This is a genomic window from Pseudomonas sp. HY13-MNA-CIBAN-0226 (assembly GCF_040310305.1).
GTDB lineage: Bacteria > Pseudomonadota > Gammaproteobacteria > Pseudomonadales > Pseudomonadaceae > Aquipseudomonas > Aquipseudomonas gregormendelii.
Genome location: NZ_JBEOPS010000004.1, coordinates 150,130 through 174,667, shown reverse-complemented (window position 1 = coordinate 174,667; position 24,538 = coordinate 150,130). Strand labels below are relative to the sequence as shown.

The window sequence follows — 24,538 nt, the reverse complement described above, 5'->3', positions numbered from 1 at the left end:
GGCGCTAAATTTTTGCCCGGGATTTTCGTTCTTGGGGGAAGGCCAGTCGCGTACGTACAGTCAATGACTGGCATTTTCGATCAGGAGCGAGCGTGATTATTTCCCGGCAGTTGACCCGATTGAGCCTTGCGGGTGTATTGGCAGCGGTGAACGTTGCGGCAAGCGCGCAGCCGAACGAGGCCACCGCAGATATCCGGCGCACCAGTTTTGGCGTACCGCACATTCGCGCCGACAACGAGCGCGGCCTGGGCTACGGCATCGGTTATGCCTATGCGCAAGATAATCTGTGCTTGCTGGCGAACGAGATTGTCACGGTCAATGGCGAGCGCTCGCGCTACTTCGGCCCGACCCAGTTGACCGTGGAAGAGCGGGAGAACCAGGTCAGCGACGTGTTTTTCACCTGGCTCAACACGCCCCAGGCGGTTGCCGCATTCTGGCAGGCGCAAACGCCCCCCGTGCGCGACCTGGTGGAAGGTTATGTGGCAGGCTTCAACCGTTCCCTGAAAGAAACCCGGGCCAAGGGCCTGCCCCCGCAGTGCCAGGGCGAATGGGTGCGCGACATCACCACGCAGGATCTGGTCAAGCTGACCCGGCGCTTGCTAGTCGAGGGAGGGGTTGGTCAGTTTGCCGAAGCACTGGCGGGTGCCTCGCCGCCCCAGGCAGGCGCTGCACAGGCCGGCCCGCCGGCTTCGTTCCAGGTGGCGTCCACGCGCCTGCAGCGTTTTGCCCTGGATCGCGGCAGTAACGCCGTGGCCGTGGGTAGCGAGCGTTCCTTCAACGGGCGCGGGATGTTGCTGGCCAACCCGCACTTTCCCTGGGTCGGCGGCATGCGCTTCTACCAGATGCACCTGACCATTCCCGGCCAGCTGGACGTGATGGGCGCCGCGTTGCCTGGGCTGCCGATGATCAACATCGGTTTCAACCAGCACCTGGCCTGGACCCACACGGTGGATTCGTCCAAACACTTTACCTTGTACCGCCTGCAGCTCGATCCCAAGAACCCGACCCGCTATTTGCTGGATGGCAACTCGCTGCCGATGACCCGGCAGACCGTGACGGTAAAGGCAAAAACTGCGGACGGTCAGGTGCAGCCGATGACACGCGAAGTCTACAGCTCGCGATTCGGCCCCGTGGTGCAATGGCCCGGCAAGCTGGACTGGGATTCGCAGTTCGCCTACAGCCTGCGCGATGCCAACCTGGAAAACGATCGGGTGTTACAGCAGTGGTACTCGATGAACCGCGCAACCAGCCTTGGCCAGTTGCAAGCGTCAGTGCACAAGATCCAGGGTATCCCCTGGGTCAACACTCTGGCCGCCGATGATCAGGGCCAGACGCTCTACATGAACCTTTCGGTCGTGCCCAACGTGAATGCCGCGAAACTGGCGGCGTGCAGCGACCCGCGCGCCGGCCTGCAGATGATCGTGCTCGATGGTTCTCGCAGCGAATGCGCGTGGGACATCGATCCCCAGGCTGTGCAACCCGGTATTTATGCCGCTGCCGACTTACCGCAACTGCTGCGAAAGGACTTCGTGCAGCACGCCAACGACTCGGCGTGGATGGTCAACCCGGCGCAACCGCTGACTGGATTCTCCCCGTTGATCAGCCAGCAGGAGCAGCCGCTGGGGCTGCGTTCGCGCTTCGCGCTGGAGCGCCTGCAGGCCTTGGCACAGGGGCGTATTGGCGCCGCCGACCTGCAACGCATGGTGCTGGATGATGAGGTCTACCTCGCCGGCCTGGTGATGCCGGATATGCTGCAGCTATGCGCTTCAGGCCAAGGGGCTGATGAGCAGCAACTCGCCGCGGTATGCAGTAGCCTCAAAGTCTGGGACCGCAGGGCGAATCTGGACAGTGGTATCGGATTTGTGCACTTCCAGAACCTGATGCAGGCGCTGCAGGAGTCGCCTGATGCATGGCGTGTGGGTTTCGATCCACAAGACCCGCAGCACACGCCGCGCGGGCTGCGGGTGGATGAGCCGCAGGTTGCCGAAACGATTCGTGGAGCGATGTTGGGGTCGTTGGAGCAGACGGCCAAAATGGGCTTGAACGAGCACAGTCGCTGGGGCGACATTCAGGTGGCCAGCAGTGGCGGGCAGCAGACGCCGATCCATGGCGGGCCAGGCACCTTGGGTGTGTACAACGCGATACAGAGCGTGCCCAGGAGTGACGGCCGGCTCGAGGTGGTCAGCGGCACCAGTTACCTGCAGGTGGTGACCTTCGATGAAAAGGGGCCACACGCCCAGGGACTGCTGGCGTTTTCGCTGTCCAGCGATCCCCAGTCAAAGCATTCGCGGGATCAGACCGAGGCGTTTTCCCGGAAGAAGCTCAGCGTCTTGCCGTTTACCCAACAGCAGATCGAGGCAGATCCGCAGTATCGGGTCGAGCGGATCAGTGAGGGGGATGGCCGGTAGGCGCGACCCTGTGAGAGCGAGTCTTTGCACATGAGCCTTTGGGAAACACTACGTGGGAGCGAGCCTGCTCGCGATAGCGGACTCACAGGCAGCAATGATGCCGAACCCGACAGCCTAATCGCGAGCCTGGTCGCTCCGGCAGGGGGCAAGTATCAGATTTTTGGGGCCTGTTGCGGCATGGCGTTGAGCACCGGGTTACCGTCCTTGTTGCGGGTCACGTACACCGGCAGCACCTTGGGCAGCGAGGCCACCAAAGAATTGAGCTCCTTGATGTTGTAGATTCCGCCGATCCGCAGCGCACCGGTGTTGTGGTCGGCGACCGCCAGGGGTTTGCTTAGATAGCGGTTGATCAAGGGCAGGGCGTTGCTCAGCGTCAGGTCATCGAGCACCAGCTTGCCGCTGCGCCAGGCCAGCGAGTTGTCGTTGTCGTAGGTCTGGCTGATGCGCGCAGTGTAGTCTCCGCGACCATAGCTGGCCTGCATGGCAGGACCCAGGCGCAGGCCATCACCTGGAAGGTCATCGTTACTGCTGACCAGCACCGAACCCTCGACCAGGTTCACCCGTACCTGATTCTCATACATCCAGACATTGAATTGAGTCCCGGTGACCCGAATCCGCCCGTCAGCGGCCTTCACGATGAACGGGTGGCTCGTGTCGTGGCTGACTTTGAAAAAGGCCTCACCCTTGTTCAAGGTAACGCGGCGCTGATCCTTGTAGTTGGTGAAAGTCAGGTTACTGCCCAGGTTCAGCTCGACTTCGCTGCCATCACTGAGGGTCACATGGCGCACCGTATCGCCCGCTTCAATGTGCTCGTAGGCATTGGGCAGCCAACCGAGGTTCCAGCCGCTGTAGGCGGCCAACGGTAGCGCCACCGCACAGACCGCTGCTGCAATACCGAAGGTTCGCCAAGGGGAGGCAGGCTTGAAGGGGAGGGCAGCCGCACCTTCGGTGGCCGGACGCGGCAGGTCACCAGCGACTTCCCAGATCTCCAGCATCGCTTCGTACTCAACCGCGTGCAGCGGATGAGCATCCCGCCACTGCTCAAACGCCAGGCGCTCTTGCGCGGTGCAGTCGATGGCATGCAGACGCATGCACCAGTGCGCCGCGGCATCGGTAATGGCGTCATATTCGGCTTGCGGAAGGGGGGTGTTGGTCATTGACTCATCCTGATTTCGTGCATTCTAACCTTTGCAGGAAGTCGGCGAGAACACCGTCATGGCAATTACCCATCAAACAGCAATGTTTTTCATTTAAACCTGCCGTTCAAAGGGCCGCCTGGTAAATAGTTATCGCCAAATTCCCCGCCGGGTCGGTTACATTAATCCGGTTGAACGCCGCCCGGTCGAAAGATTGACAGGCCGTGCAGCTCGCTTTGTTTAATCGGTTTGTTTGTCATTACACGCTGTTGCCCCCTCCAATAATTAATCTGGAGCTTCAGATGTCCGCGCCACACGAACTTGCCACGCCTACGGCTTCGCAAAATCTGTCTTTTGATGAATTGACCCAGTTACTGGAAAAGATCTTCCTGCGCCATGGCACCAGCGCCGACGTCGCCCGCACCCTGGCCCTCAACTGCGCGGGCGCCGAACGGGACGGCGCACACAGCCATGGCGTGTTCCGCATTCCCGGGTATGTATCGACCCTGCAAAGTGGCTGGGTCAACGGCCAGGCCATCCCGCTGGTAGAAGACGTAGCCTCAGGCTTCGTCCGGGTCGATGCCGGCAACGGGTTTGCCCAGCCTGCGCTGGCGGCAGCGCGCGCTTTGCTGGTGGAGAAGGCCCGCAGTGCGGGCATCGCAGTGCTGGCAATCCGCAACTCCCATCACTTTGCCGCGTTGTGGCCCGATGTTGAACCCTTTGCCTACGAAGGGCTGGTGGCTTTGAGCGTGGTCAACAGCATGACCTGCGTGGTGCCTCATGGTGCCGACCGGCCGCTGTTTGGCACTAACCCGATTGCCTTCGCCGCGCCACGCGCCGACGGCGATCCCATCGTCTTTGATCTGGCCACCAGCGCGATTGCCCATGGTGACGTGCAGATCGCCGCGCGCAAGGGCGAGCGTCTGCCAGCGGGCATGGGCGTCGACAGCCTTGGCCAGCCGACCCAGGACCCAAAGGCCATACTTGAGGGCGGCGCTTTGCTGCCGTTTGGCGGGCACAAGGGCTCAGCACTGTCGATGATGGTGGAGTTGCTGGCGGCAGCGTTGACAGGTGGTAATTTTTCTTTCGAGTTCGACTGGTCCAACCACCCCGGAGCCAAGACCCCGTGGACCGGACAGTTGCTGATTGTGATCGACCCGAGCAAGGCCGCCGGGCAGAGTTTTGCTGAGCGCAGCCAGGAACTGGTGCGGCAGATGCATGGTGCAGGGCTTAAACGCTTGCCGGGGGACCGCCGTCATCAACAACGGACCAAGTCAGCGGCTGGAGGTATCGAGCTGGATGCGCAGACATTGGACAATCTGCGGGCGCTTGCGGGGGACTAGAACTGCCTTAGGCTGAAACGCCGAAGCAGCTGGCAACGCCAGCCGCTTCGGAGGTTGCGCTTGAATCAGCGGCGGCCGAGCAGCAGTCCCACCACCAGGCCGAAACCTGCGGAGATCGCCACGGTCTGCCACGGATGGCCCCCGATGTAGGTCTCGGTGGCTTCTACGGCAGGCTTGGTCCGATCGCGCACGCTGCTGACCGAGTCCATGGCTTGCTGGAGTTTTTGGGCTACCTGTCCGCGAAGGGTTTCTGCCTCCTCACCGACCAGTGATGCGCTGCTCTTGAGCAGTTTGTCCGACTCTTCGATCAACGCTTGCAACTCGCTGAACGCTTGATCCTTGATTTGATCTTCGGCGATTTGCGCGGCAGTTTTCCGGGCCATTGAAGTACTCCTTGCTGATGGATGGACAGTGAACAATGGAGTGTAGAGCGGCAGGAAAAGTTGCAGGGATTTAGCGCGAAAATGTGGTCCTTGAGAAAATCCAGCGCAGGACATTTCCTACCAGGGTGTAAGATGTCGCCAATTTACACAGCAGGTAAACCCCATGAGCTTCAATCTGGCCGACAAACCCCTTTCCGAGCGCGCCGCGCTTGAAGATGAAAAATCCCGTCTGTTCGATCTCTGGCAAAGCAACCTGGGCAAAGCCAAGGGCGAGGCCGCACGGTTGTTTGGCGAGCGCGCCAAACGCAAAGGTAAATGGGCCGAGTGGGTCCGTTCCGAGCTCGACGCCATGTCGCCCCCGGAATTTGCCAACATGGTGCGCAGTGAAGTCAATCGCTTGATGGCTGCCAAGTAGCCAACCCGGCGCCATGGGGTAGCGCTGATCGCCGTGGACTTGGGCGAATCTCATTGCCTAGAGCGGCTGCGGACTACGATGACCCCAAGAGTTTTCTGACTTCGGCAATGATCAAGTCGATGTTGAATGGCTTCGCCAATACCGCATCAACCAAATCCGACTTGTGCATTCCAATATGTGCCTGAGCACCGTTCATCAGGATGATCGGCAACTGATCAGCGCAAGGAAGGCTCCGGACGGCTGTGGCGAATTCCAGGCCGTCCATGACCGGCCTCATAAAGTCGGTGATGATCAAGGCAGGCTGTTCTCTACCCAGAACCTCGAGCCCTTTTCGACCATTGCTGGCCGTAACCACCATGAACCCTCATCCTCCAGCGCGATGCTGAGAGTGTCGGCGATCAAATCCTCGTCGTCGACGACCAGGAGGGATCGTAAGAGCTGTCTCTTACTTTAAGAATGGATAGCGAGCGAGCATCTGGGGCAGGTAGCTCATCGTGGCTTCACCGCTGTAGAGTTGCCAGTTGCCAGTTGCCAGTTGGTATTGGTGACGAAACATCACGGTGGTCAGCCAAAGGCCAAGAGGCCAGGCCAGAATGCCGAGTATCAGCAGCAAAGCCCCAAGCAGGACCCAGGCTTGAATAGTCACAGGAAGTCCTCCGGAAACAGCAGCGCACAGCCGCGCGCCACCCCCACCAGGCTCATAAATAGCGCTCCGAATACTAAAAAGATGAAGTCCATGGCATTCCCGCCAATAATGAAGGAAGCCTGGTTTGATAAATAGTAAATTGTTAAAAGGATTGGGGGCGAAAGAATAAAGATCTTATAAAAATTAAAAGTAGCGTGGTTGGATCAGGGTAGGTTTTTAGTAATGGGTATTTTTCTTTGGCCGGGCTTCAGTTTGTCGCTTTTCCATGGAGGATTTCTGATAGTTGGTTTTGGTTGAGCGGTTACGGCTCAAATGCTCAAAAACAAAAGATGCCAATCCGAACAATCCGATAATTGAAATGATCATGATTCCCAGATCTGAGTTGCTCATAATATTCTTCCGTCGAAATGTGTTCCGGAGGATAAAATATCTATGGCGGAACTCAAGGTGATCTACGATTTCTTTACGATATTTTTGCTATTGCGCAGCCATCGCCAGTGATGGTCACTTTCGTGAAATAAGGAACATGCCAGGCTGACTGCGTCCATTAATGAGCCGGCTGCTCGTGGGCCTTGCACATTAAGGCAGCGTCCACAAAGACGCTGCCTTATGGCGGACTTGAGCGCGCTATTACATACGGAAAACAACCGCCCGAAGTGGACGGTTTTTTGCTACTCGCGTTACTTAATGGTCAAGCGCGACGGCCGTATGTTTTCCATCGACCAGGCGCTGGATGCCCAGCGGATTGGCGTCTTGCAGGGCTTCGGGCAAGAGGGCGTCGGGGTAGTTCTGGAAGCAAACCGGGCGCAGGAAGCGATCAATCGCCAATGTGCCCACCGAGGTCCCTCGCGCGTCCGACGTCGCCGGGTACGGCCCGCCATGCACCATGGTCTCGGTAACCTCTACCCCGGTTGGATAGCCATTCAACAGAATCCGACCGACCTTCTCTTGCAACAGCTCGGTCATCCAGCTGTATTCCAGCAGCTCGCCAGCTTCACCAAGGACGGTTGCCGTCAACTGCCCGCGCAGACCATTGAGCGCCGCGACCAGTTGCGCCTGGTCGGCGACTTCAATGACGATGGTGGCCGGCCCGAATACCTCTTCCTGGAGCAGTTCGTCACCGTTGAGCAGCAAGCTGACGTCGGCTTTGAACAATTGCGGTTGAGCCTGTTTACCCTGTTGCGGACTGCCCGCCAGATGTTCCACGCCCGGGTGAGCGAGCAGGTGTTGCAGACCCTTGCCATAGCTGGCCAGGGCTCCGACGTTGAGCATGGTCTGCGCCGGTTGATCTTTCATTTGCGCGGTGAAGTGCTGTAAAAACGCCGTGAAATCTGCCGACTGCACGCCGATGATCAGTCCGGGATTGGTGCAAAACTGCCCGCAACCCAAGGTGACCGAGCTGGCGAGTTCGTTGGCGATGGTTTCGCCACGCACCTTGAGTGCCTGGGGAAGAATGATCACCGGGTTGATGCTCGACATCTCGGCGAACACCGGAATCGGCTGGGGACGTTCCGCAGCCATCTTGCACAATGCGTTGCCACCTTTGAGAGAGCCGGTGAACCCCACGGCTTGAATCGACGGATGCTTTACCAACCACTCACCGACGCCCCCGCCGTAGATCATGTTGAAAACACCGGCGGGCATACCGGTGCGCTCCGCTGCACGCACGATGGCGTCCGCGACCCATTCGGCGGTAGCCATATGGCCGCTGTGGGCCTTGAACACTACCGGGCAGCCAGCGGCTAAAGCAGAGGCGGTGTCGCCCCCGGCAGTGGAAAATGCCAACGGGAAGTTGCTCGCGCCGAACACCGCGACCGGGCCCACGGCAATCCGGAACTGGCGCAAATCAGGGCGGGGCAGGGGCGTGCGATCCGGCAGGGCGCGATCAATGCGCGCGCCGTAAAAGTCACCGCGACGCAGCACCTTGGCGAACAGGCGCATTTGCCCGCTGGTGCGGCCACGCTCGCCCTGGATACGCCCGGCAGGCAACGCCGTCTCACGGCAGACGGTGCTGACGAAATCGTCGCCCAAGGCATCCAGTTCGTCGGCGATAGCATCCAGAAATTCAGCGCGGCGGGATGCTGGCAAATTGCGGTAAACCGTGTACGCGGCGCTGGCTGCTTTGGCTGCCGCGTCGACCTCGTCTTGCGTGGCCTGGATGAAATGGCCTGGTAGCGCTTCGCCTGTTGTCGCATCGAAACTTTGCAGATGCACACTACCCGCGCCGAGTCGCTGACCACCGATGTAGTTCTGACCGAGAATCTGAGTCATGTCAGGCTTCCTGATTGGATGATTAAAGAAAATTCGAGGCTCGACACCCGCTAAATCAAGCGGCTCCGCATCGTGCTGGACGACGGGAGCCGGAGTGCCGAAGTGAATGAAAGGTCTTAAGTGATCGCACCGATCTGCCACGGCACGAACTCGTTCTGGCCGTAGCCATGCTGTTCGCTTTTGCTTTTGTCACCCGAGGCGATGCGCAGCATCATGCGAAAGATGTATTCGCCGCGCTCCTCAATGGTCATGGTGCCGTCGGCAATCCCGCCGCAGTTGACGTCCATGTCTTCTTCCTGAGTTTCCCAAAGACGGCTGTTGGTGGCGAGTTTGATAGACGGCGAGGGCGCACAGCCATATGCCGAACCGCGACCCGTGGTGAAGGCAATCAGGTTGGCCCCGCCAGCTACTTGGCCAGTTGCAGAGATCGGGTCGTAGCCGGGGGTGTCCATGAACACCAGGCCGTGTGCCCTGACCGTTTCAGCGTATTCGTAGACATCGACAAGATCGGTGGAGCCTGCCTTGGCTACGGCACCCAGCGATTTTTCCAGAATGGTGGTCAAGCCTCCGGCTTTGTTGCCCGCTGAAGGATTGTTGTTCAGCTCGGCATCCATGCGCTTGCAGTAGGCTTCCCACCAATGAATACGTGCGATGAGTTTTTCACCGACTTTCTGGCTCACGGCGCGGCGAGTCAACAAGTGCTCGGCGCCGTATACCTCCGGCGTCTCCGACAGAATGGCGGTGCCGCCGGCCGCCACCAGGCGATCTACTGCATTGCCCAACGCAGGGTTGGCTGTGATGCCCGAGTAACCGTCGGAGCCGCCACATTGCAGGCCGATGATCAGGTGCTTGGCGCTGACGGGTTCCCGTTTGACTCTGTTGGCTTCTGCGAGCAGTGACTTGACTTGCGCGATGCCACTGGCAATGGTTTTCGAAGTGCCACCCGTGCCCTGGATGGTGAAAGTGCGCAGCGAATCGCTGCTTGTCAGACCCTGGGCCGCCAGCAGATCGGGAATCTGGTTGGTCTCGCAACCCAGGCCGATCAAGAGTACCGAGGCAAAGTTCGGGTGCACGGCATAACCCCCCAGAGTCCTGCGCAGCATGGCCAGTGCCTCGCCGCCCGGGTCGACTGCGCAGCCCACACCGTGGGTGAGTGCGACTACTCCGTCAACGTTGGGGTACTCAATCAGTGCCTCAGGGTGAATGTCGCGGCGAAAATAGTCAGCAATCGCCCGCGCCACAGTGGCCGAGCAATTGACCGACGTCAGAATGCCGATGTAGTTGCGCGTAGCCACACGACCATCGGAGCGCACGATGCCCATGAACGTTTCCGCCGTGGGCGCGGGATTGCCCTTGGCATCGATGCCAAACGCATAGTCCCGAGAGAAATCGCCCATCGCCACGTTGTGGACATGCACGTGTTGCCCCGCCTCGATGGGTTGGCTCGCGAAGCCGATAATCTGCCCGTAGCGACGTACCGGTTGGCCCACGTCGATATGACGCGCCGCGACCTTGTGTCCAGAGGGCACGGGCTCAAGCACCTGGATACCTTCGGCTTTAAGCTCCAGGCCTTTGATGAGCGGTTGCCGCGCGATCAACACATCGTCCAGCACGTTGAGTCTAATCACGGAATTAGCAGCGGTTTCACTGCCTGTTGTCGTTATGAGTTGCATGACGGTTCCCTCTGTTTTTCAGGTAGCGCAATGAATCGGACTGGGCAGGTCAAGCCAATCCACGCTCGCGATAATCAATCAGGCTGGAGAACAGCATCAGTCCGGACGCCATCACTACGAAGAAGATAAGCGCCAAGAAGTATGAGCCGGTGTATTGCACGATCAGGCCGATCAGGATTGGCACGATTACGCCAACCATATTGCCGCAGAAGTTCATGCTTCCCCCCAGTACACCCGCTTTGGACTGGCCACCGAGGATGGCTGGCAGGCACCAGTACATGCCGCACCAGCGAATGAAGAACAAGGCTACACAGAGCAGCGAGATGACAACGACCGCATCACCGCTGTAAGCCACGGCCAGAATACAGATGGCGGCAATGGCTGCGGAGCCTGCGAACATACTGCGCATGACTGTGTTGGGTTGACCGCCTGCAGCTTTCCACTTATCGGACAGCCAGCCACCAAACAGCTCGCCAATGAACCCACACATGAAGATAAGAAATGTCGCGCCACCCATGGCCTTGATGTCCAGGTTATGGGCTTTGTGCAGGTAGCTTGGCATCCAGGTCAGCAGGCCGTAGAACACGCTGTTGTAGCAAGCGTAGCCGGCGAACATTGCCAACACCGAACGGCTCTTGAGCAGTTCCTTAAGGATTGCCTTACGCCCACCGGTGGCTTTTCTGGCCGCTTCATTGGCATCAGTGATGTAAGCCAGCTCTGCAGCATTCACTTTAGGATGTTCGCTTGGATGGTTTCTGATGTACCACCATGCCCATATGCCTACGACCATGGTGCCAACGCCCGCGATGACGAAAGCGATTCGCCAGGAGTCAAACCAGGTGATCAACCCCGCGATGAGAATTGCCCCAAGTGCAGTACCCAGAGGGGCGCCGCCATCGACAAGCGTCGCTCCGCGACCGCGTTCATTGGGCGTCAGCCAGGCACCGTTGAGCTTGGCGCCGGCCGGCATGATCGGCGACTCTGCGACACCCAGCCCGATCCGTGTGATGAGCAAAGTGATCCAGTTGTGCGCGCCGCCGGCCAAGGCCTGAAAGAGGCCCCAGCCAACGGTGGCAATGCCAACGATGTTGCGGGTCTGAAAACGGTCGAGCAGCATGCCGCCAGGAATCTGCATCAGCGCGTACGACCAGAAGAACGCACTCAGCATCAAACCTTCCAGTGCCGGCGTCATGTTGAAATCAGCAGAAATCAGTGGCAGTGCAACTGACAGCGAAGCCCGGTCGATGTAATTGATGGCCGAGAGCAACAGCAGGAGCAGGAAAATCCTCCAACGCACAGTGGTTGGACGGGCGTTTGCGGCGGCAGCCGATGCAGTAGCAGTGACGACCTGTACATTGCCAGTGGTCATGTTCATCTCACTCTTATGTTTATTATGAAATGCATCCATTTCTAATGGCCCTGTTAAGGGCCTAACCCGTCACAGCGATTGTATTTCTCCAATGTTGAACGCTGCTGCGGCGACTTCGATGGTATTGCACAGCGGTGCTCCGAACTCGCTCATGCTGACTTCGAAACGATCGCCCGGTTGAGTCTTGATATTGTCTGCGACAGAGAGGGTGGCAGTGCCGAAGAAGTGCACATGCACATCGCCAGGGCGCAAGAACTGGGTGTACTTGAAATGGTGGTACTCAAGATTCTCCAGGCTGTGGCACATATTGTCTTCGCCACTGAGGAACTCTTTCTCCCACAGTACTTGGCCGTCGCGCCAGATGCGGCTGGTACCTGCCAGGTGCCGGGGCAGTTCACCGACGCGAAGCTCTGGCCCATAGGAGCAGTTGCGCAGCTTGGAGTGTGCCAGATACAGGTAATTGCGACGTTCCATGACATGGTCAGAGAACTCGTTGCCCAAGGCGAAGCCCACGCGGTACGGCTTGCCGTCTTCGCCGATCACGTACAGACCGGTCAGCTCGGGTTCTTCGCCGGCATCTTCTGCGAACCCCGGCGACTGGAAAGCCTGGTTCGGACGTACCACAATCGAACCATCACCCTTGTAGAACCATTCTGGTTGAGCTCCCACTGTACCCGCTGCGGGACGACCGCCGTCGATTCCCCACTGGAACATCCGGGCGGTGTCGGTTAGCGCGGCCTGATCGTCGAGTTTTTGCTGGTGCATCTTGTCCCGAGTCGAAGCGCTACCCAGGTGGGTTAGGCCAGTGCCGCTGATCAGGCAGTGGGCCGGGTCTTCATGGTCGAGTGGTGGCAGGACTCGGCAGGCTTCCAGCAGCTCGATGTAACTCTCGGCACCGAGTGCGGTGCCAACGGCCTGTACTTCCTGCAGCAGGCTGCGGCCATTGGCAATGGCGGCCAGGGCAAGGGCGCGTGTACTGCATGTGCCGTTGACCACCTGAATCGAGTCGCCCTCTACAACGCCGACACGACGCTGGCCTGCAGTGTCTTCAAACTGGATTAAACGCATGGTTGGGTCTCGGCTTGTTGTTATCGTTAAAGCCACTTTAAATTTCCAGGCTCTTGCTGCCTAATGAGAGTTACGACCCAAGCGATAACTTTCAGGTATACCCATGCTTCCGTCCTTTTCATCCATCGTCTCTCGCCTGCGGCTCAAGCAACTGCGGCTGTTGATCGCCCTCGACGAGCATGGCTCGGTTCGCAAGGCTTCCGAGATCATGGCGTTGTCCCAACCGGGCGCAACCAAGGCATTGCAGGAAATTGAGACAATCTTCGGCTCAAGCCTCTTCGAGCGCACGAGCAAGGGTTTGGAGGCCAACGACCTGGGGCGCTGTGTGATTCGTTATGCGCGCCTGATTCACACCGACCTCGAGCACCTTCGTGAAGAAATGGTCGGAATTCTCAAAGGGCACGGCGGACGCCTTGCGGTGGGCACCATCATGGGCGCCGTGCCGGCATTGGTGGACAGCCTCGCGCGCCTGCGCGATAAACAGCCGGAGCTGTCTATTGCCATTGTTGAAGACACCAGTTCGCGCTTGTTGAGCTTGTTGGACCAGGGGCGATTGGATGTAGCAATCTGTCGAACCAGCGTAAGCCCACGGCCGACCGCTTATCAAACCCGCTTCCGCGCACAGGAACCACTGGTAGTGGTGGCCAATCCGCGGCACCGACTTGCAGGAGCAGCGGCGCTGAGGCTCGCCGACCTGATGGACAGTCGCTGGGTAGTGTTCCCGGTCAATATGCCCATGCGCTTGACGTTAGAGCGTGAGTTTCGCCAGTTGGGATTGAGTTTTCCGCTCTACGCTATCGAAACCTCTTCGACATTTACTACGTTGTCCCTGTTACTGAAAGATCCGAACCTGGTTGCCGTCATGCCGAATGATGTTGCTCAGATGGCACTGGATCACGGTATGTTGGTCAAGCTGGCGCTGACCATCCAATCGACTAGCGAGCCCTATGAAATCGTCACTCGGCCGGATGTAGAGTACACGGCACCTATGGTTTTGCTGATCGACGAGCTGACCGGCGTAAGCGCTGATTCGGCAGCGCCTGTGACATAACGCAAGCTTCCGTGCCGGCGGAGTATCTGCTATCAAGCCGAGTCGCTCTGCCAGAGCAAATGAAAGGCAATTCGCCTCCGACTCTTGGCCAGGCGCAATACCACGACCTTCGATTACTCAGGGGGCTGATGCCCTTTCGTCATGCAACTGTCTTTGCCTGCCAACTCAGCTGACGTGCAAGATCAACGCTTGTTTGTCCACCGCACACAGAATTCAGCTGTCCGATTATCGATATTTGACGATATTTTGAAGAATGAGCGGGCCGCCTAGCCCTAACGTCGGTTGATGCTCGATCACCGAGTTCCTTGAGAGGCACTCCATAAGTATTCATCGCATCGATGACGATTTTATCGTTCCAGCACGCCATCTTCCGACCGATGTCCCGATGAGCGCTGAAAGGGATGGCCAGAATCACAATGTCCGCGCTCAAGGCCTGTTCGAGGGGCTGCGCAACGATGCTGTCGCCCAGCTCGACCAGCACCTTGCCCGGCCCAGCCGGGCGGTGGTTGATAGATCGGATAAAAATCAGTCCGATTGGCTAGCGTTCCAGCTTCGATTAAAAATGATTTTGTGAATTCGATCGGAGAAGAACTCAGCACGCTGCAGGCATGTGAAAAATTGCCTACAACAGGTTTGGAACGGATTGCTGTTCTCTTATAATGTTGATCAGTGTATGTAGTGCTGGGTGATTGTATCTACGACTACCGTAATATATATGGAATGGATCTTCCGCGGATGCGTGCTGTGGAAGTATCAATCTCAGTGTTTCAGACTTTAATTCCGGTGTTATTCGTGCTTCAAGCACATAGGCGATGCCCACGCCCGCTTTAGCGGCAGAGATAGTTGTGGCTGTATCATTGATGGTCACCAATCCTGGAACACGAATTTTCCTGCGCTCACCCTCAACCTGCAGCTCCCAGCGAAAGCTCGAGTTATCTCCCAAAAGTAGTTGAAGACAGGTGTGATGCTCCAGATCTTCTATGGTCATCGGCGCTCCGTGTTGCTCGACATAGCCTGGCGAGGCCACCAAAACCCAGCGCTGAGGCCCGCTCAACGGTAATGCGACCATGTCTTTCGGAACATGATGACCGTAGCGTATACCCGCGTCGTATCCCTCGGCCACAATATCAATGGGCCTGTTATCGACCACTACCGTAAGACGCACGCCTGGACAGCGTCGGACGAATTCAGGGAGTGCTGGTGCGATCAGCAGATCGGCAGCATCTGCAAATACATTGAGACGAATCTCACCAAGATTGCCAACGCCTGGCGCTTCAAACGTTTCAAGCGCGGCGCCGATCTTGTTGAAGCCATCTTCCAGACGCTCCGCTAAATCCAGCCCCAAAAAAGTGGGCGATACGGCACGACTTGTCCTGTTCAGTAACTTTGCGCCCAAGCGGTCTTCGAGCCGCCGTATGGCATGGCTCAAAGCCGAAGGAGTCAGGCCCAATTCTTTAGCTGCTGATTTGAAACTTCCCCATCGGACGATGGACAGGAAAACCTTCAGGTCTGCGAAATCGATGCGATTTTTCTGGGTCATGGATGAATAGGTTTCAAGGAGTTGATGAGCTGCTTTCAGTTTAGCCTGTGCGAATATCAGCACCCCGTCAACGACCTGATGACATCGCCAAACTACCGGGTGATCGGGAATATTCGCCAGTGGCGTCATGTAGGGCTAAGAGAAGAGGAAGCAGATATGCATCACCGAGTCATTGGACGCACGGGCAGAAAAGTCTCCGAAATTGGATTTGGTGCATGGGCCATCGGTGGAGCCTGGGGTGAGGTTTCAGAGTCTGATGCTAAAGCGGCACTTCACGGGGCATTGGACCAAGGCACAACGTTCATCGATACCGCGGACGTCTACGGTGACGGACGATCAGAGCGCATCATTGCAGATGTGATGAAAGAGCGAGGCGGGGAGCGGCCTTTTATCGCGACAAAAGCTGGAAGGAGGTTAAATCCTCATGTGGCTGAAGGCTACACGCGAGCGAATCTGAACGATTTCGTAGACCGCTCCCTGCGAAACCTGCAAACAGATTGTCTCGACCTTGTTCAACTTCATTGCCCACCTACCGAAATTTACTATCAACCCGATGTCTTTCAGGTAATGGAGGACATGATTACCGCAGGGAAAATACGTCACTACGGCGTTTCGGTGGAAAAGGTCGAAGAGGCTTTGAAGGCTATCGAATACCCTGGTGTCGTTTCGGTTCAGATGATCTACAACATCTTCCGTCAGCGGCCCGCTTCTCTTTTCATGCAAGAGGCTAAAAAACGTGGAGTTGGGGTTATCGTTCGCGTGCCTTTGGCTTCCGGTTTGCTAAGTGGGAAAATGACGAACGCTACTACTTTCGCTGCGGATGATCATCGCTTGTTCAATCGAAATGGGGAGGCGTTCGATAAAGGCGAAACCTTCGCCGGCGTACCGTTTGATGTAGCGCTGGAAGCCGTCGAGCGACTTTGGCCCTTAGTGCCGCAGGGCGTGACAATGGCGCAGTTTGCATTGCGCTGGATTTTGATGGAGTCCGGGGTGACGACTGTCATCCCGGGGGCCAAGAATCCACAGCAAGCCAAAGCCAATAGTGATTCGAGTGACTTGGCGCCGATTTCTGACGAGTCGATGCAAGCGGTTCGTGACCTGTATGAATCGAAAATCGCCTCTCATGTGCATCACCAATGGTAATTCATTGACTTGAAACCTCATTGGTCTTGAAAGGAGCGGCGGGCATTAACTCAGTAGACGCAGTCAGGCTTAGCGTCGCAATTGCGCCAATTGTTCCTTTAATCGTGCGACTTCACTTTCAAGTTCACGGACTCGCTCGCGAGCCTCAACCTCAACGCTGACGTCCTTCTGGATACCGATGAAGTACGTCAGTTGATCTGCGTCGTTAAACACAGGGGTAATCGACAGTTCGTTCCAGAAAGCGCTGCCATCCTTGCGATAGTTGCGAATGATTTGCCGGCAGGGGTGAAAGTTCTTTATCGCCTCCCGGATTGTTGCCAGGCCGCTTTGGTCGCGGTCATTACCCTGCAGAAAGCGACAGTCCTGGTAAAGGATGTCGTCAACACCGTAGCCCGTCAGGCGCTGGAAGGCGGGGTTGGCGTAGATCAGTATGTTCTCGTCGCCTTCCTGCTCTGCTACCACGATGCCATCGTTGGATGCTTCAACCATCAGTTGAAGCAGTTCTGCATTGATCATTTTCTGAGCCCCAGTGAATGTCACATCATTTTAGGACAACTTGGGGTTTCAAAATGCTTTCGACACAATTCGACAGCATTCCTATGACTGACCAAGGCGCCGCCAGCGAGAAAGGTATGCGCGGACAGGCGCGACCTTTGGTGTCAAGCTGGTCGCCCGATCAGTTGCAGGAACTCGTGGCGCGTAGCGGACGACTCGCGAAAGGCGCCCAGCATCACTGATGAGGTCATCACCGAGTTTTGCTTCTCCACGCCTCGCATCATCATGCACATGTGCTTGGCCTCTATGACCACAGCCACGCCGGCGGCATCGGTGATGTGCTGAATGGCGTCGGCGATTTGTTTTGTGAGGTTTTCCTGAATCTGTAAGCGGCGGGCAAACATATCAACCACCCGTGCGACCTTCGACAGCCCCAGTACTCTTCCGGTGGGGATGTATGCGACGTGAGCCTTGCCGATGAAGGGCAGCATGTGATGCTCACACAATGAATACAGTTCGATATCACGCACGATGACCATTTCATCATTTAGCGATTCGAACAGTGCACCGTTGATCACTTCTTCCAGGCTCATCGTGTAGCCGTTGCACAGGTATTGCATCGCCTTGGCTGCGCGTTTGGGCGTGTCCAGCAATCCTTCACGCTCAGGGTTCTCGCCTACGCTGACAAGAATTTCACGGTAGTGGTCGGCTAATGATGGGTTCATTTCTATTCCTCGCAGCCATGCTGCGGTTCATGTGACGGCCATCCTTGGCTTTAGGGGCGTTTGGGCTGCGTAAGATCTGACTCAGGAACACGAGCTTCGCCCTGTCACCTGTCGCTCAGGTTCTTCCTCAGGCCGTACCTGAGCGAAGCATCCTAGGGCTGCTTAGTTTTGCAGGTGAGATGCTCGCCAGGTACGGGTTTTGATTCCGGCACTGTGCAAGAGCTGTCGACACATCGACGGCGACCCTCTGGATGAGGCAACCAGGCCAAATGGGGGCGTAAGCGGCAGAAGAGGCGATAGCCTGCGGCGAGCAGCGGCCGGACTGCACGCCATGTCAGTGGCGTTGCCCAGAACCCCAGGCCGGCGGCTCGCCAACTCCATAGAGTGGCGTCCAGTCCGGTTACCCAGCGGCCATCGGCAAAACGGGCATGCAGCGAGGACTGCATTTGCTCGAGCGTAAACCCGAGTGTCCTTGCGTCGAAGGCATCACTGCTGATGTCTACAAACAGCAGTCGACTCCCTGCGGCGTGTCGGCGCAGGATCTTGATTTCACGCGCGCACAGCGGGCATGTACCGTCAAAGTACAGCGTCAGTGGCCAATGCTCTTTATTGTACATTGATGTCTATCTTGTATAGGTTCTGTACAAGATAAGCCTAAAAAAACCAACTGACAATCATGGTCATTCGTTTGCCGTGAAAATGATCCGCCCGCCCGCCGGGCAGCGTTCAAAGTAGAGATCACAAGAGCAGCAATAGCGCTGCGCGCGGCGGGCTGCACAGTCCTGCTCGGTTCAACTTCAAGCGCGGATCATCAAGCCACTCGCCGCAGTGCCGCGGCCATGCCGCCGCCTATCGCAGCCATGCCAACAACCAAACAGGGGAATGACACCCACCAAGGTATGGCGGCGGTCATCATGCTGAACTCCGACATGCCGCCAATGCTTGCGATCAGGTTGAGTGGAAGGAAAACCACGTTTATCAGGGTCAGGTTGCGCAGCGCCAGGTTCATGCCATTGTTCGCCAGATTGCCACGTGCCTCTATCAGATTCGCAAACACCTTGGCGTGGATCCTTGCCTGTTGGTAGCTCTGCTCGTTCTCGATAATCAGATCGTTGAGCGAGTCCAGTTGACTTGGGCCGAACCCGTGGCGCTGGCCATGGCTTCGAAGCAGGGCGAGTACTGCGCCATTGCTCTGAATGGCGTTCACGTAGTACACAAGGCTTTCGCTCAAATTGTACATCTGCACCAGTTGCTGGTTATCCATTGTGCGGCTGACTTGTTGCTGCACCTCGCGGGCCATCTGCTTGACAACACGCAAGTGGCCCAAATAGTGATGCACACTTTCAGCCAGCAGCGCCATCAGCACATCCAGAGGGCCGCTCAGCGCTGAGTCGCTCTCCAAACCTGCTAGAAGTGAGTTGCTCGCGCAGATCACCACCAACCTCTGCTCGCTCAACACCACTCCGAACGACGACACATTGAACGCTCGGCCATCGAAGCTCTCCGGTCGCTTCCAGATCAGGAACAGATGGTCTGGCTTGATCTCGATGCGCGCTACTTCGTCCGGGTCCAGGGATGACTCCAGCGCCTGGGCGCCGATCCCCAATTGTTCCCGGAGCAGCAACTGCTCGCCGGCATCCGGTGCGACGCACAGCCAGACACTGGCTTGATCGTCGGGCGCCTGGCACAGGTTACCTTCCTGAATGCTGTAGGCTTCGATCATCGCTTACCACGCCTGGCCGCGATGTTTGAGTTCCAGCCTCTGGATAAATGCTTGAAGCACCCGCCGATACAGCTCATCGCCTAATACGGCGTCTTCGGTTCCCGCATCCAGGTTAGGGTTGTCGTTGACTTCAATCACCAACACCCGGTCACCGGCTTGTTTAAGGTCGACGCCGTAAAGGCCATTGCCGATCAGCCGTGCGGTGTCGACTGCAAGTTGCACAACCTCTGGCGGCGCTTGCTCGATCGGGACGGCCTTGCACATGCCGTTTATTTCACCAGGCACGGCTTTGTGGTTGTAGATTTGCCAATGCCCCTTGGACATGAAGTATTGACAGGCATAAAGGTCTTCGCCGTTAAGCACGCCTACGCGCCAGTCATACTCCGTGTAGCAGTATTCCTGAGCGAGCAGCAGCACCGAATGCTCGAACAATTCCTGTGCTGCCGACGACAGCGCCTGCGCATCGGCGACTTTGATGACACCCCGCGAGAAGCAGCCGTCGGGAATTTTCAGTACAAGAGGAAAGCCCAACCGACGGCCTGCCTGCTCCAGTTCCTGAGGTCGATCCTTGTAGAGGATTTCCGTCGCTGGCATTCCCAGGCCGCGTCGCTTGAGCAGGTCAGTCAGGTACACCTTGTTGGTGCAACGAAGGATGGAAGATGGATCATCGATGACCACCAGACCTTCACTCTCGGCTCTTTTGGCAAAACGGTAGGTGTGGTCGTCTACGCGGGTAGTCTCGCGAATGAACAACGCGTCGAATTCTGCCAGGCGCGCATAGTCTTTTTTCTCGATAAGTTCGACATCGATACCAAGCTGTTTGCCGGTTTCAACAAATCGCTCCAGCGCCAATGAATTGGAAGGTGGCAGCGCCTCTGCGGGATCTTGCAATATTGCCAGGTCGTATCGAGCCATACGCTTGGACGCCGGTTGTCGCCATGTGCGCCGATTGAAGGCATCCAAGGCGTTGGCAAAAGCATGCTGTTGCTCATCACGCAGTTTGTGCAATGCACCGGGTTTGATTCCGGCAATCTGCCACGTCTCACCACGGCGAAATTCCACCAGCAAAATAGGGCAGGGGAACGCCTCAAAGAGCTGACGGCCGATCTCTTGCAGTGACTCAATGGTGGCTTTGCCAAAATACAATGACAGGGTAAAGGCTTCGGTATTGCCATAAGGATGGTTGGCCAGCGCCCGCTCCAGGGTGCGCTCAAGATCATCCAGACCCACCCCGTACAGCGCCTTGCGCGACAGCTCGCTGATGATGCGCACCGACGGGAACACCTTGTGCCCGCGCGCTTCGGCAAGCAAAGAGCAGTAGTAGCCTTGGCCCAGGTACTTGTAGTTGCGGCAGAGGTTGATCACCTGCGTGCGACCGGGGAGGTCGTCGCTGTGCTCAAGGTAATCCTGGGCGAGCATCAGGCTTTCACTGGGGAGGTAGCTGGCCCAGTCTTCCTTGCGTTCGACGAGGATCAGCAACTGGCTGCCTGAACGCCCCGTGCTGGGAGGCTCCTCGACGAGAGATATTGTGGAACGTTCCGATTTGTCCAATACTTCGTTCACGTTGGTTTGCACCGCTGACATGAGTAATCGATCCCTATTGAAGAACACGCCGCTTCAATAAATCACGGACATCCGGGTCTGTCCCGGTTCGTTACTCAAACATTACGGTGCCACCATGCTTTTTAACTTTCGCGTTGCAGCGACGGACGATATCGACGAATTGGTCGCGTTGGAACAGGAGTGTTTTACGCTTGATCGGTTGAGCCAGCGCAATTTTCATTGGATGGTCAGCCGTGCCAATAGTTGTTTGATTGTCGCCGAATGCCAGGAAGAACTGGCGGGATATGCCCTGTTGCTCTTTCATCGTGGCACATCACTCGCACGCCTGTATTCAATCGCTGTCAGTCAGGCATGGCGAGGCCATGGCCTCGGCCAGAGTCTGCTGGAAGAGGCACAAACGCGTGCGCTTTCCCGGAACTGCGCATGGTTGCGTTTGGAGGTCAGAGCCGATAATCCCGCGGCCATCAGCCTGTATGAGGCCAATGGATACCAGCGCTTCGCAGTCGTCGAAGACTACTACGAAGATCATGCCGAAGCGCTGCGTTACGAGAAGCGAATCCTCCATCAAGCTCCGTCGCCGACACGTCAAGTACCCTATTATCAACAGACCACCGAATTCACATGCGGCGCGGCCTGTCTGCTGATGGCTATGGCTGCCATCGAGACGAGCCGGCCAATGAGCCGCAAGGAGGAAATTCAGCTCTGGCGCGAGGCGACTACCATCTTCATGACCGCAGGACACGGTGGCTGCAGTCCTCAGGGCTTGGCTTTAGCTGCCTGTCGGCGCGGTTTTGAGGTGCGTCTGGTGGTTAGCCAACTTGGCTCGCTGTTTCTGGAGGGCGTACGCAGTCCGGAAAAAAAGGCCATCATGAAGCTGGTAGAAGACAGCTTCGCTGAGGATTTGGTGCAAGCGGGTGTCATACAGGAGCAGGCTTCCAATTTTGATATCCGCGCAGCAATTGTGGCTGGATTCAAACCCGTGGTACTGATCAGTAACTACCGGTTCACCCGGTTGAAGGCCCCTCATTGGGTACTGATAACAGGTTGCGACGACGAGTTTGTGTATCTGCACGATCCGGATGTGGATCACAGCCGCCACCGTCAGAGCATCGATTGCCAGCACCTGCCAGTGAGTCACGAGGAGTTTATGCGCATGAGCACGTTTGGCTCTCGCCGAGTACGGGCTGCCGTCATGCTGCGCGCACGCTAAAGGGGCGCTCGCTGGGTGTCGAAACGTTAGCGTTTTCGCTGGCCGAGTGATTGTTGTTTGAAGACATCACTCGCACCCTCCATGCTGCGCGGGGTCTTTGGCTAGCAAACTGTAATCTGATATTTAATGGGCTGCTCGTTGTTCAGGCGTAAGTACAGATACTGGATAGACCGCGGTGAATGTCCCAGCGTCGACACTCAATGCGCGGCAATCGACGCCATAGACGTGCGCAAGGTTTTCCGGTGTCAACGTGGCGCCTGTCGAACCGCTGCAATGCACATGGCCCTGGTGCAGCATCATTGTGTCGTCGGCATAGCGACTGGCCAAATTCATGTCGTGGAAAATCGCCAGCGTGACGATGTTATGTTTGCGTGTATAGCTGCTGACAGCATCAAGTATCTGTAACTGATTGGCCAGATCCAGCGCAGAAGTCGGCTCGTCCAGTAGCAATAACCGGGGACTGCGAACAAAGGCCAAGGCTATGGGAATAAATCTCATTCGTGTATTAAGAATGTTTCATGCAGCTTGTTTTGATGGATGGGGTTGGGAAATGTGTGCTCGAAGACTTTTCGCCAGATGAGCCTCCCTCGGCGACATCTGGCCCGTCCTCGCTGACCACCGTCGTCCGACAAACACATACTGGCAGTCGGCCATCTCAGCTAAACTCACGATCAGAGCTATTTCCAGCGGCGCCTTGTGAGACTCCATGATTGCCCATACCCCCACGCTTTTTGCCTGTGTCGCGTTAGTCGCGACGATCATGGCGTTTTGTCTGATTCTGGTCGGCCAGTTCAACCAGCGTGACGGTCTGCTCACCATTGGCTTTGGTTTATTGGCCCATGCCTTGGCCTACGTTGGCTACACCTTTTACGGTCATGCTCCAATATGGTTGACCTATGGTGCCGCCAATACATTACTCGCGGTGGCGCTGGCCTTCTATGGTGCCAGCTTGTTCCGGATTATCGAGTTGCCAGTGGCTTGGTGGCGGGTTTTCGCGCCGGCTGTACTGATGCTGACGTTGATGGCAAGCCTGATCGAAACCCTGGAGCCGAGAATGCTCGCTGCCACTGGGGTGTTGATGGTGCAGTGCGCATTGATCATCTACTGGACTCGCCGCTACATTCCCGCTCAGGGCCGTGCACGGATGCTGTTGATCATTGGGGCGAGTATCAGCCTGATTGGCCTGGGCATGCGGGTGGTGGCTGTGCTCGGCGGGGGGGCTGCCGAGATGCGCTACGATGTCAGCAACCTCAAGCAGACTATCTCGGTCAGTATCGGTACGTTTACCGCGATGATGATCTCTCTCGGGCTTGTGCTGCTGTCCAAGGAGCGCAGTGAGTCATTACTCCAGCAGATGGCGCTGCGGGACGTTCTGACAGGCATTCTCAATCGTCGAGCTATCCTTGAGCAGTTTTCCAAAGACCTGGAACGTTCACGCCGAGAGAATGCTTATCTTGCTGTGGCCATGGTCGATATAGACCACTTCAAACAGATCAATGACGTCCATGGTCATCTGGCGGGTGATGAAGTGATTTGCCACTGCGTTAACCATCTGACCGAGCGTCTTCGTCATTCAGACAGTATTGGTCGTTATGGAGGCGAAGAATTCCTGGTGCTGCTGCCTGGTACGAGCCCCGAAGGCGCCGTTGCTGTGCTTGATAAACTGCGTGCCTCTTTGGCCGAGACACCTGCGCAGTTCGGTGACGCAAGCATTCCGGTGCGCATCAGTATCGGTGTTTGCTCTGTGATGCCAGATGACGGCGATACCACCGCCAGCCTGCTAGCCTGGGCGGATGCGGCGCTTTATGAGGCTAAGGGCTTGGGGCGCAATACCTTGCGACTGGCGCAGCCTTGTCGCCTGCGCAGTGCTGCGCCGTTCAGTGACACTCCACAAACGACTGAAGCGTCGTGATTCCACGCGTGACGTTTCCATAAATACATAGGTTTATCGGCGTGAAATAAGGGTAAGTGTCTAAGTTATAAACGTTTTTGATTTCGTTATATTGTTTTCAGGAGTGAAAATCGTGTAGTTATCAGTAGGGGAGAGCCGTTATGCAAATAAACTGCTACAATCAAATCTCCTGGGCAGTCCTTGCCCTCTCGAAAGTTAATCTCGTATTTATTCAACTGCTCAAAGTTTGTTAGATCAGCCGTGATGAAAATGGTAGTTGATGTTTGGAGCCCCACGTGAAAATTTTTCCTGGCTTATCAACTTTGTCGGATGTATGCCAAGGTTGCAAAAACACTCGCGAACTGGATCTGGAATTTTCTTTCGCTTTTCAGCCAATTGTGGAGGTGAGCGAGGGTGGGCTGGTGGGGGCGCTTTAGATGCTGAGCAGTGGTAGAGGCGGGTCGTATTGATTTATGAGGTGTTCA

The 24,538-nt window shown here is 56.9% G+C and carries 24 protein-coding genes and 1 pseudogene; 8 read left to right on the top strand and 17 right to left on the bottom strand.

The features are described 5' to 3' along the window. The first annotated feature begins 92 nt into the window (after window positions 1-92). Window positions 93-2,408, top strand: a complete 2,316-nt coding sequence (gene pvdQ / locus AAEZ05_RS06165) for a bifunctional acylase PvdQ (RefSeq protein ID WP_350646818.1) — start codon at window positions 93-95, stop codon at window positions 2,406-2,408. 152 nt (window positions 2,409-2,560) lie between these two features. Here pvdQ and AAEZ05_RS06160 read toward each other — a convergent pair whose 3' ends face one another. After that, entirely contained in the window at window positions 2,561-3,565 is a 1,005-nt protein-coding gene (locus AAEZ05_RS06160; protein WP_350646817.1) for a FecR family protein, read from the bottom strand. A gap of 281 nt (window positions 3,566-3,846) precedes the next feature. Here AAEZ05_RS06160 and AAEZ05_RS06155 point away from each other — a divergent pair, with 281 nt between their 5' ends. After that, window positions 3,847-4,887: an Ldh family oxidoreductase gene (locus AAEZ05_RS06155; RefSeq protein WP_350646816.1), complete on the top strand. Its 1,041-nt coding sequence runs from the start codon at window positions 3,847-3,849 to the stop codon at window positions 4,885-4,887. A gap of 65 nt (window positions 4,888-4,952) precedes the next feature. On the opposite strand, the gene AAEZ05_RS06150 is transcribed toward AAEZ05_RS06155, so the two are convergent. Beyond that, a complete protein-coding gene (locus tag AAEZ05_RS06150) occupies window positions 4,953-5,270 on the bottom strand; it encodes an ElaB/YgaM/YqjD family protein (RefSeq protein ID WP_045058342.1) in 318 nt (105 codons plus the stop codon). 163 nt (window positions 5,271-5,433) lie between these two features. On the opposite strand from AAEZ05_RS06150, the gene AAEZ05_RS06145 reads away from it, so the two are divergent. Beyond that, the gene (locus AAEZ05_RS06145) at window positions 5,434-5,685 is read left to right on the top strand and encodes a hypothetical protein (protein WP_045058343.1); all 252 of its coding nucleotides are present in this window, start codon (window positions 5,434-5,436) and stop codon (window positions 5,683-5,685) included. Window positions 5,686-5,758: 73 nt separating this feature from the next. Here AAEZ05_RS06145 and AAEZ05_RS06140 read toward each other — a convergent pair. The 7 genes and pseudogenes from AAEZ05_RS06140 to araD1 form a co-directional block, all read right to left on the bottom strand. Then, window positions 5,759-6,108: pseudogene (locus AAEZ05_RS06140) on the bottom strand (response regulator). Between the two features lie 22 nt (window positions 6,109-6,130). After that, the gene (locus tag AAEZ05_RS06135) at window positions 6,131-6,331 is read right to left on the bottom strand and encodes a hypothetical protein (RefSeq protein ID WP_350646815.1); all 201 of its coding nucleotides are present in this window, start codon (window positions 6,329-6,331) and stop codon (window positions 6,131-6,133) included. A gap of 216 nt (window positions 6,332-6,547) precedes the next feature. Beyond that, window positions 6,548-6,721: a hypothetical protein gene (locus AAEZ05_RS06130; RefSeq protein ID WP_350646814.1), complete on the bottom strand. Its 174-nt coding sequence runs from the start codon at window positions 6,719-6,721 to the stop codon at window positions 6,548-6,550. Between the two features lie 294 nt (window positions 6,722-7,015). Beyond that, window positions 7,016-8,602, bottom strand: a complete 1,587-nt coding sequence (locus AAEZ05_RS06125; RefSeq protein WP_350601088.1) for an aldehyde dehydrogenase (NADP(+)) — start codon at window positions 8,600-8,602, stop codon at window positions 7,016-7,018. A 116-nt stretch (window positions 8,603-8,718) separates the two neighbouring features. Further along, window positions 8,719-10,275 (bottom strand): UxaA family hydrolase, encoded by a 1,557-nt coding sequence (locus tag AAEZ05_RS06120; protein WP_350646813.1) that lies wholly within the window; start codon window positions 10,273-10,275, stop codon window positions 8,719-8,721. Between the two features lie 49 nt (window positions 10,276-10,324). Continuing rightward, a complete protein-coding gene (locus tag AAEZ05_RS06115) occupies window positions 10,325-11,644 on the bottom strand; it encodes an MFS transporter (RefSeq protein ID WP_350601085.1) in 1,320 nt (439 codons plus the stop codon). Between the two features lie 69 nt (window positions 11,645-11,713). Beyond that, window positions 11,714-12,712, bottom strand: coding sequence for an AraD1 family protein (araD1, locus tag AAEZ05_RS06110; protein WP_350601084.1), 999 nt, complete (start codon window positions 12,710-12,712; stop codon window positions 11,714-11,716). Window positions 12,713-12,815: 103 nt separating this feature from the next. Between araD1 and AAEZ05_RS06105 the strand changes: the two genes are divergently transcribed. Beyond that, window positions 12,816-13,763, top strand: coding sequence for a LysR family transcriptional regulator (locus AAEZ05_RS06105; protein ID WP_350601082.1), 948 nt, complete (start codon window positions 12,816-12,818; stop codon window positions 13,761-13,763). 139 nt (window positions 13,764-13,902) lie between these two features. Here the strand turns inward: AAEZ05_RS06105 and AAEZ05_RS06100 are convergent, their stop codons facing one another. Further along, window positions 13,903-14,178 carry a hypothetical protein gene (locus tag AAEZ05_RS06100; protein ID WP_350646843.1) on the bottom strand — a complete coding sequence of 92 codons (276 nt, stop codon included), beginning with the start codon at window positions 14,176-14,178 and terminating at the stop codon, window positions 13,903-13,905. Here AAEZ05_RS06100 and AAEZ05_RS06095 point away from each other — a divergent pair. Beyond that, window positions 14,149-14,337 (top strand): hypothetical protein, encoded by a 189-nt coding sequence (locus AAEZ05_RS06095; protein ID WP_350601105.1) that lies wholly within the window; start codon window positions 14,149-14,151, stop codon window positions 14,335-14,337. The genes AAEZ05_RS06100 and AAEZ05_RS06095 overlap by 30 nt on opposite strands. A 48-nt stretch (window positions 14,338-14,385) precedes the next feature. Here AAEZ05_RS06095 and AAEZ05_RS06090 read toward each other — a convergent pair whose 3' ends face one another. Then, entirely contained in the window at window positions 14,386-15,366 is a 981-nt protein-coding gene (locus tag AAEZ05_RS06090) for a LysR family transcriptional regulator (RefSeq protein ID WP_350646812.1), read from the bottom strand. On the opposite strand from AAEZ05_RS06090, the gene AAEZ05_RS06085 reads away from it, so the two are divergent. After that, window positions 15,328-16,446, top strand: a complete 1,119-nt coding sequence (locus tag AAEZ05_RS06085) for an aldo/keto reductase (protein WP_201777866.1) — start codon at window positions 15,328-15,330, stop codon at window positions 16,444-16,446. The genes AAEZ05_RS06090 and AAEZ05_RS06085 overlap by 39 nt on opposite strands. A gap of 69 nt (window positions 16,447-16,515) precedes the next feature. On the opposite strand, the gene AAEZ05_RS06080 is transcribed toward AAEZ05_RS06085, so the two are convergent. From AAEZ05_RS06080 to AAEZ05_RS06060, 5 genes are all read right to left on the bottom strand, one after another. After that, window positions 16,516-16,962, bottom strand: a complete 447-nt coding sequence (locus tag AAEZ05_RS06080) for a PAS sensor domain-containing protein (RefSeq protein ID WP_045058345.1) — start codon at window positions 16,960-16,962, stop codon at window positions 16,516-16,518. A gap of 143 nt (window positions 16,963-17,105) precedes the next feature. Further along, window positions 17,106-17,666, bottom strand: coding sequence for a GTP cyclohydrolase I FolE (gene folE / locus AAEZ05_RS06075; RefSeq protein ID WP_045058346.1), 561 nt, complete (start codon window positions 17,664-17,666; stop codon window positions 17,106-17,108). Window positions 17,667-17,818: 152 nt separating this feature from the next. Then, complete coding sequence (locus AAEZ05_RS06070) at window positions 17,819-18,283, bottom strand: thiol-disulfide oxidoreductase DCC family protein (RefSeq protein WP_205893678.1); 465 nt, start codon at window positions 18,281-18,283, stop codon at window positions 17,819-17,821. A 194-nt stretch (window positions 18,284-18,477) separates the two neighbouring features. Then, complete coding sequence (locus tag AAEZ05_RS06065; protein ID WP_350646811.1) at window positions 18,478-19,389, bottom strand: magnesium transporter CorA family protein; 912 nt, start codon at window positions 19,387-19,389, stop codon at window positions 18,478-18,480. A 3-nt stretch (window positions 19,390-19,392) separates the two neighbouring features. Continuing rightward, complete coding sequence (locus tag AAEZ05_RS06060; RefSeq protein WP_350646810.1) at window positions 19,393-20,973, bottom strand: RimK family ATP-grasp domain-containing protein; 1,581 nt, start codon at window positions 20,971-20,973, stop codon at window positions 19,393-19,395. 94 nt (window positions 20,974-21,067) lie between these two features. Between AAEZ05_RS06060 and AAEZ05_RS06055 the strand changes: the two genes are divergently transcribed. Then, complete coding sequence (locus AAEZ05_RS06055; protein ID WP_045058349.1) at window positions 21,068-22,162, top strand: GNAT family N-acetyltransferase/peptidase C39 family protein; 1,095 nt, start codon at window positions 21,068-21,070, stop codon at window positions 22,160-22,162. 123 nt (window positions 22,163-22,285) lie between these two features. On the opposite strand, the gene AAEZ05_RS06050 is transcribed toward AAEZ05_RS06055, so the two are convergent. Then, window positions 22,286-22,660, bottom strand: a complete 375-nt coding sequence (locus tag AAEZ05_RS06050) for an ATP-binding cassette domain-containing protein (RefSeq protein ID WP_350646809.1) — start codon at window positions 22,658-22,660, stop codon at window positions 22,286-22,288. A 208-nt stretch (window positions 22,661-22,868) separates the two neighbouring features. Here AAEZ05_RS06050 and AAEZ05_RS06045 point away from each other — a divergent pair, with 208 nt between their 5' ends. Further along, window positions 22,869-24,074: a GGDEF domain-containing protein gene (locus AAEZ05_RS06045; RefSeq protein ID WP_350646808.1), complete on the top strand. Its 1,206-nt coding sequence runs from the start codon at window positions 22,869-22,871 to the stop codon at window positions 24,072-24,074. The last annotated feature ends 464 nt before the right edge of the window (window positions 24,075-24,538 follow it).